The organism is Cecembia sp., from assembly GCF_007126775.1.
GTDB lineage: Bacteria > Bacteroidota > Bacteroidia > Cytophagales > Cyclobacteriaceae > Cecembia.
Window position 1 is genome coordinate 1 of sequence record NZ_SLAP01000176.1, and the last position, 5783, is coordinate 5783.

Below are 5783 nucleotides of genomic sequence, written 5' to 3' on the forward strand. Positions count from 1 at the left end.
GGTATGGGTCAATTACCTCAATGGGGGTCATGGTGCAGGTGTAGCTAGCAACGAGCGTGATTTCCATGATCATTGGAAGAGGGTTTTCGAGTTTTATGAAAAACACTTCAACAAAAAGGAGCAAGAAGAGAAAGACGGTGAGAGCAGTTAATCGTATCTAATTTTCCACAGCAGGTACCCTCGCCAACACCAACTCCGGCAGTACCACCAATACATCCTTCTCTGTTTCAGGATTGTGCCAATAGACCAGCCAGTTGACAGATACCTGCTGTACGGTATAGCCTTTTTCCACATACTGGGCCAAGCTTTGCTGGAAGGCCAGAGAAAACCGAAAAACGGCCTGACCCTGTGCGTTCAGGCCATCATTTTCTTCCAGATTTAACAAATCCCCGGTCCTTAGGCGGTGGATAAGTTTTTGTCTGAAGGCGCAAAAACCCAAATTGATATCCTTCAAACCGAGCTGTAGAAGCAAAGGTCCATGATCTTCCTCAAGGGCCGGAACTTCAGTTCTTTCCATGGCTTCAGCAGTGATGTCATCCAAATAATTACCACGATAATGAATAGAAAGTAAGGACTTGGCCCGGGTCATTCCCACATACAATAGTCGGCGCTCTTGGTCATCCCGGCAATCGGATTGGCTGATCATCATATACACTTGGTCAAACTCCTTTCCCTTGGCTTTGTGGATCGTGGAAACCAAAACAGTACCATATTCCTGATCGGTAAAATCCTCTATTTTGGACTCCCGGATAAATTCTTCCAGATCTGTCCGGTACCTGGTTTTGGGAAAAATCTGTTCAAAATCATCCAAAAGGCGATTCACCAATTCCCATTTTTGGCTATGGCCAAAAGCTGTTTCCAGCTGCTGCCTTGACCTTTTCCATTTCTCTTCCGGGATCGTAAACTGACCGGGTCCTAGGGATAATGAATTGAAGAAAAAGCGGATTTCAAAGAGTTGCAGCAAATGGAATTGCTCATGGCTTTGAATCAGCTTGGCGGAAATGTTTTTTTCCAAAAGACGGCTGAGGATGCTTAATGCCTCCTCGTTGGTCCTGCAAAGAACACCTACACTGCCCTTAAGGGAACGGGAAATCAGGTCATCTACCAAAGGTCGGATCATGTGGCTGCCTTGGTGCTGTTGCAGCTTTAGAAGACCGTGTTCAGACTGATGGGCCATGATGGGGGTGTTTTTCAACCTTTGGCTTATGGTTGCTGCCCATTGATTGGAGAAATCGACTAGGTTGGATTTGCTCCTGTAGTTTTCCACCAACTCATATTTGAGGGCCTGCTTTTCAGTGATGAATTTTTCAAGGTACACTGCACTTGAACCCCGGAATTCATAGATGTTCTGGTCATCATCCCCCACAGCAATGACCCGCATGTCTTCGTTCTGTTCCATCAGCGCCTCAATCAAGGCAAACTCTTCCCCGCTGATGTCCTGCGCCTCATCAATGACCAATACGGTGCGGGTGACTTCCTTGGGTTCGGTTTTATTTTCCCGGATCATTTGGGTAGCCTGCACGATGACATCTTCGGTTTTCTCCAGACTGCCCACCTTACCCAAGATATCAAAACAATAGCCATGGAAAGTTTTGATATCCACAAAAAGGGCCGCATTTCCTATCAGCCCCATTAAGCGCTTTTTGAATTCTGTGGCTGCCGCCCTAGAGAAGGTCAACATCAGCAATTGTTCATGCTTGACATCCTCCATGAGCAGGAGTGCGGCCAATTTGTGGACAAGTATCCTGGTTTTTCCACTTCCCGGTCCGGCAGCTACGACGATATTTTTGGATTGTTGGTCGTTGATGATCTTCAGTTGGGCTGGGGATAACTCCCCAAAAAGCTGTTTGAATTTGGCTGGAGTAATGTTACGGCTGATTTCTTTTTGGCGCTTGCCCTTGAAATATTTATTGAGGAAAGTCACGTAATTCATCTGGAAATAATCCTCGACAAACTGCAGGGCATCCCGGTAATCCGCAATCATCTTTTTGGCATATTCCCCAACAATATGGATCTGCTGTACCTTGTTTTCGTAGAATCTCTCCAGTTTTTGGTAATCTTCCTGCTTGTACCGGGCCTTATTGTCCCTCTCGGTACGCTCTATGGTCAGGCGGTTGTAGAGCACCAAAAAGCCCCCTTCGATTTTGAGGGCATCCATTCTGGTAAGGTAGAAAAGGGCATCTTCCACTTCGGCGGGACTGCAGCTTCTTTCAAAGAGTCCTGCTTCTGAGGCGAAGGCGTCTTTCAGTTCCATTACGGAGAAATCCACAGGCATCTCCCCTGAAAACAAGGGTAGATCAGGTGCTGCCAATGCCGCCTTTCGGTACAGATAATCCACAATAAAGCGGGCCAGGTCATGCCTTTTGCGGAATTTTTCTTTCAGCACTTCTGTGGATAAGTTGGCTTTCAGCTCTACATGGTTTTTGGAGGATGTGGAAAACTGCTTGCTTACCCAGTTTTTGATGGCCCAGTAATTGATGACGCTGCGTATTTTGGCGGGTGTTATCCCCTTTAAACCTTCCAGCGCGGCACCTTCATTGAGGCTTTTGATCTGGAAAATCCGGGGTTCTGACTGGATTTGGCCCAAAAGGTAATTTTCCAGCAATCCGATGTTTTCCACAATGTCCATGGGCTTTTGGATGGCATCTGATTTTCGGATGTAGGCCTGTAGGTCTTTGGAATCCGCCAGGACTTTTTCCTCTCTCAACAGGTGAATGATTTCAATCACCTCTTCTTTGACCATGGCCAAGTGGTCAGCGATATAGTCAATCCTTGCCTCTGCTTCATCCTCTAGTCGTTTTTGTCTGCTTTTGGAAGAAAAGAGCTTTTTGATGATTCGGACAGCCTGGACTTTCTGGTTTTGGGAAAATCTCGGAGAGCTTTCTATTGTTAAAATGGCATCCTGTGCATTGGCGACCTGAATGCTGCTGGCGAAGATTTTGGGCATATTTTGTCCACGCTTGAGGTATCCGGCATCCTCCAAGGCGGCAATGGCTGTGATCACCCTTGTCTCGATTTCCCGCATGGAGTCATCCCAACCTGCCTGACGGGCAATTTCCAGGGCAGAGTTTGATACCTGACTTCTGTAACGGGTGAGATTTTTGATCGCTTTCCAGACCTGTTGGATTTCTTTGAGGGTAATTTTGCTTTGGTTCAGCAGGATAAAATGCTTGCTGAGGTCTTCCTCATCAAAAAGGACAAAACATTCCGCTTCAATATTTTCATCCCTTCCTGCACGTCCGGCTTCCTGTACATAGTTTTCCAGGGAATCTGAGATTTCATAATGAACCACAAAACCCACATCCTTTTTATCCACACCCATGCCAAAGGCAGAGGTGGCCACCATAATGTTGACTTCTCCCGAAATAAAGGCATCCTGATTTTGGCTTTTTTCGGTTTTGTCCATCTTACCGTGATAGGCACGTGCAGGAAAACCGTCTTTGTTCAGCCTTTGCGCTAAGTCAAATGCCTTTCTGGTCCGTGAAACATAGATGATGCTGGGGCAGGCTTTGGCCTCCAGCAAGTCGCGGAGTGCAAGATATTTTTCCTCTTCCTTGTTTCTTTCGACCACTTCAAAGCGCAGATTGGTCCTGGACACACCCGATCGGAAAATTTCCAGGTTGAGGGAAAGTTTTTCGCGGAAGTAATTGCGGATATCTTCAATGACTTTTTGCTTCGCAGTGGCTGTAAAGCAAGAGACCGGGATGGGTTCGGAGAGGTTTTTGGTCTCCTGAAGCTTACGTATAAAGTCCGCAATGTAGAGGTAATCAATCCTGAAATCCTGTCCCCAGGAAGAAAAGCAGTGCGCTTCATCGATCACCACCCGGTTGATTTTTCTTCCGAGGAGCAGCTTTTCAATACTTTTGGAGCGCAGCGATTCTGGAGAAATGTAGAGAAGGGATGCTGAACCTTCTTCCACTCTTTCAAATGATTGGGCCCTTTCGATGGGGTCCAATAGGCCATTGATGGTAACGGCTTCTGTGATGCCCATTTTTTCCAGGTTATCCACTTGGTCCTTCATCAGGGACTGCAAGGGCGATATGACAAGGGTAAGTGCTTTTTCCCTTTCTCCCGCCATCAGGGCCGGTAGTTGAAAAGTAATGGATTTTCCTCCCCCCGTGGGAAAGATGCAGAGCAGGGATTTTCCATCTACCGCCGCTTTTACGGCCTTTTCCTGTAAAGGCTCATTTCCATAGGTCCTGAATTGCTCAAAGCCAAAAATCCGCTTCAGGCCCGCATGGATGTCAAATGTTTGTGAACAGTAGGCACAACCTGGCATACAGGGCCTTCCCCTTAGCAAGGTCATCAACCTGTCCGTATCGGGAAAGCGTTGCAATACCCAGGGAGGTGTAATGCTAAATCTGTCCCCGCAATTGATCAGTGAAAGTGCATAGGCAAGGGGGATGGGTTGCTCCCGCACATACTTATCCACATCCGCTCTTGCACATATTTTTCCTGCAAAATGACTGTGGATAAGTTGCGGGAGATTTTCTACGGCAAGGTTAAAACCCCAATATTCGAAAAAGCCTTTGAAGGCATCGGTTGGTGCGAGCAATCCTTGGAAAATATTCTGTAACGCTTTATCCAAATCCAAAAATGCACTCAGCTCATCGTAGAACAGGTCCTTGGCTTTGATGGCATCGTTGAGTGGGTTGCTGAGGCTATCGCTCTGAAGCTTGTCATCTTTTACCAAATGGTGATAAGGCTTCTTAGGGAATAGCAGTGGAGATAAAAACAAGGTGTCGATGACAGCGGCAAAACTTATCCCTTTTTTCTGAAGCAGGGGAAGGTCATGTCCCAAGAGGTTGTGCCCGCATACGAACTGTGGATGGCCCAAAAACTCTACCAGTTTTTTCAGTTGTGTGCCGTGGAAAGTGCTTCCATCGGATTTTAGGGCCCCAAAGTCTAAGAGTTTTCCACTTTGAGGGTCTGCCTCAAGGTCTAAAAAGCAAATGTTTTGATTGGGGTCCTTCATCAGTGTCACAGAATGTCTTGGATTGACAATGAAATTGTCTATCTGCTTACACAATTATATTTAATTCAGGTGATAATATCACAAAAAGTCACTTGAAACCGTATTTAAGCTCTAAGGCATAATTCCATCTAACTTATCTGTAATTGAAATCAAAACATAAATTAAAATTCAACCTGACTGAGTAGATTTTTAACATTTTCTCTCTGTCACTTTTTTTCCCGCAATTCTGCGGGACAGGCTATGTTAAAAAAAGTAACCAACCCCGTATAGTTATCGGGGCAAGAATTTCGAATCTTATCAGCCCAAAATCAGTCATTGGCGAAATTTTTACTTTTTCCGAGGCTCTTATTCCTGCCCTGCAATCTGGCCCCTCACTAAAAATGTCCAAAGGACATTTCCTTAACGTTCGGTCCTTCCCCGCCCAACAAAGACGATTTCGTTGTTAATGTTTTACGATTTATACCGACAAATTATTATCATTCATATCAAGTTATATTCTTAACGTTACTTTTAAAATGTCTTTTAATTCGGGATAAACCAATTCAAGAATATTTACTGTTTAGACAATAATATTTAATTTAGGTGAAAACATCACTAAAAACCTCCTGAAACCATGTATAGATTGGTAATTGTCACTTTGTTAATAAATCTGTTTTTGATTTCCTGCACCTCAAAATCTACCTCCATGAAAGAAGATGCCTTTATTGAGATTTTGGATGATCGTATTTTGGATTTGCTGGATCCCGATACACCTTTCCATATCCTTGCAGAGGGATTTGCCTGGACGGAAGGACCCTTATGGCTGGAA

At 45.2% G+C, this 5783-nt stretch carries 1 protein-coding gene; it reads right to left on the bottom strand.

Annotation, left to right across the window (positions count from 1 at the left end; genetic code table 11):
- Positions 1 to 157: 157 nt before the first annotated feature.
- Positions 158 to 5029 carry a RecQ family ATP-dependent DNA helicase gene (locus QZT73_RS11865; RefSeq protein ID WP_291788328.1) on the bottom strand — a complete coding sequence of 1624 codons (4872 nt, stop codon included), beginning with the start codon at positions 5027 to 5029 and terminating at the stop codon, positions 158 to 160.
- Positions 5030 to 5783 lie beyond the last annotated feature (754 nt).